The organism is Photobacterium sp. BZF1, from assembly GCF_014349205.1.
GTDB lineage: Bacteria > Pseudomonadota > Gammaproteobacteria > Enterobacterales > Vibrionaceae > Photobacterium.
Window position 1 is genome coordinate 1 of sequence record NZ_JACSOF010000303.1, and the last position, 1,444, is coordinate 1,444.

At 50.1% G+C, this 1,444-nt stretch carries 1 protein-coding gene and 2 tRNA genes; all 3 read right to left on the bottom strand.

Annotated features, from left to right (window positions below; translation table 11 throughout):
- Positions 1 to 18: 18 nt before the first annotated feature.
- Positions 19 to 94 (bottom strand) — tRNA-Phe (locus BIZ37_RS30145).
- A 133-nt stretch (positions 95 to 227) separates the two neighbouring features.
- The gene (locus tag BIZ37_RS30150; protein WP_187464671.1) at positions 228 to 857 is read right to left on the bottom strand and encodes a glutathione S-transferase family protein; all 630 of its coding nucleotides are present in this window, start codon (positions 855 to 857) and stop codon (positions 228 to 230) included.
- 388 nt (positions 858 to 1,245) lie between these two features.
- A tRNA-Asn gene (locus BIZ37_RS30155) sits at positions 1,246 to 1,321 on the bottom strand.
- Positions 1,322 to 1,444 lie beyond the last annotated feature (123 nt).

Sequence of the window (1,444 nt, forward strand, 5' to 3'; positions counted from 1 at the left end):
AGCACCACAATATGAATATGGTGCCTCGAGGCGGAATCGAACCACCGACACGAGGATTTTCAATCCTCTGCTCTACCGACTGAGCTATCGAGGCAACGGGGCGCATTAAAAAGGTTTTCGGCCTTTGCGTCAACGGTTTTTTGAGAAAAATATGCTGACTTTGCCTTTTTTGCTCTATTCGCTCGGTTTTTGAACTTATTGCCAACGCTAAACGGCTTGTAGCCCAGTTATTCGCCATCCAAAAGGGTACGGTTCTCTCGGTCCAAGGCACGCGAGAGTGCTGGGCGACGACTGACAAATTGGCGGTATTTTTCGAGTTTAAGCGGTAACTTCTGATCAAACTTCACCGCCCAGTTTAAGGTGTGAGCCAATAAAATATCGGCGACGGTCGGAAAGTGCCCGAGCAGGTACTCGTCACCTTTGAGGCGGCTCTCAGCCACTTTCAAGGCTTTTTTGAATTCCCAGGCAGCCACTGCAAGCATTTCCGGCAGGCGGATCGATTCTGGCAGGGCAAAGCGGTGTTTCCCCATACTCCAAAGAGGTTGTTCCAACTCGGTAATGACATAACTAATCCACTCATGGTGGTTGGCAGATTCCGCTGTGCCGGGGGCGGGAAGCCAATGATGGCCGTATTTTTCAGCTAGGTAGAGGCAAATTGCCGAGGACTCACAGATCGTCACCCCATCGTCAGTCAAGCAGGGGACTTTTCCCTGCGGATTTAGGGCTAGGTACTGGGGGGAGCGATGATCATTCTTGGCAAAGTTGACCAGGCGATATTGCCAGTCGAGACCAAGTTCTTCAAGCAGCCAGGAGACACGGAGCGAGCGGGTACGCGGGTAGCCGTAAAGGGTGATCATCTTACCTTCCTTGTTTTTTTATTGTTTGCTGTCCTTAAAGTTAGCAAAAAACAAACAGCCTGCATGCTACTGGCAGTGGAAGCATGGCGAGATATTTCATTTGTCCTTTATCAGAGACACTGCTGCAGGAGGGAGATCGCCGATGATCAGGTATTGGTGTTATGCACCTTACAAGGAGGCATAGCGGCATTACCCATGTTCTGGGTGGGAATGTTCAATAGGGGATGGGTAGATACGAAAAAGCCGCGTCAAATGACACGGCTTTCTCTAAAGTGGCTCCCCCTGCGGGACTCAACGGGGGCGCCCAGCTCTGAGACAATTACTCGGCACGAGTAAGTCGCAGTTACATAAGAAAAAAGCCAAGTCTTTCGACTTGGCTTTTTTAATGTGGCTCCCCCTGCGGGACTCGAACCTGCGACATACGGATTAACAGTCCGCCGTTCTACCAACTGAACTAAGGGGGAATTATCTTTTTTACATCATGTTGCTATTTCAAGCACCACAATCGAAATATGGTGCCTCGAGGCGGAATCGAACCACCGACACGAGGATTTTCAATCCTCTGCTCTACCGACTGAGCTATCGAG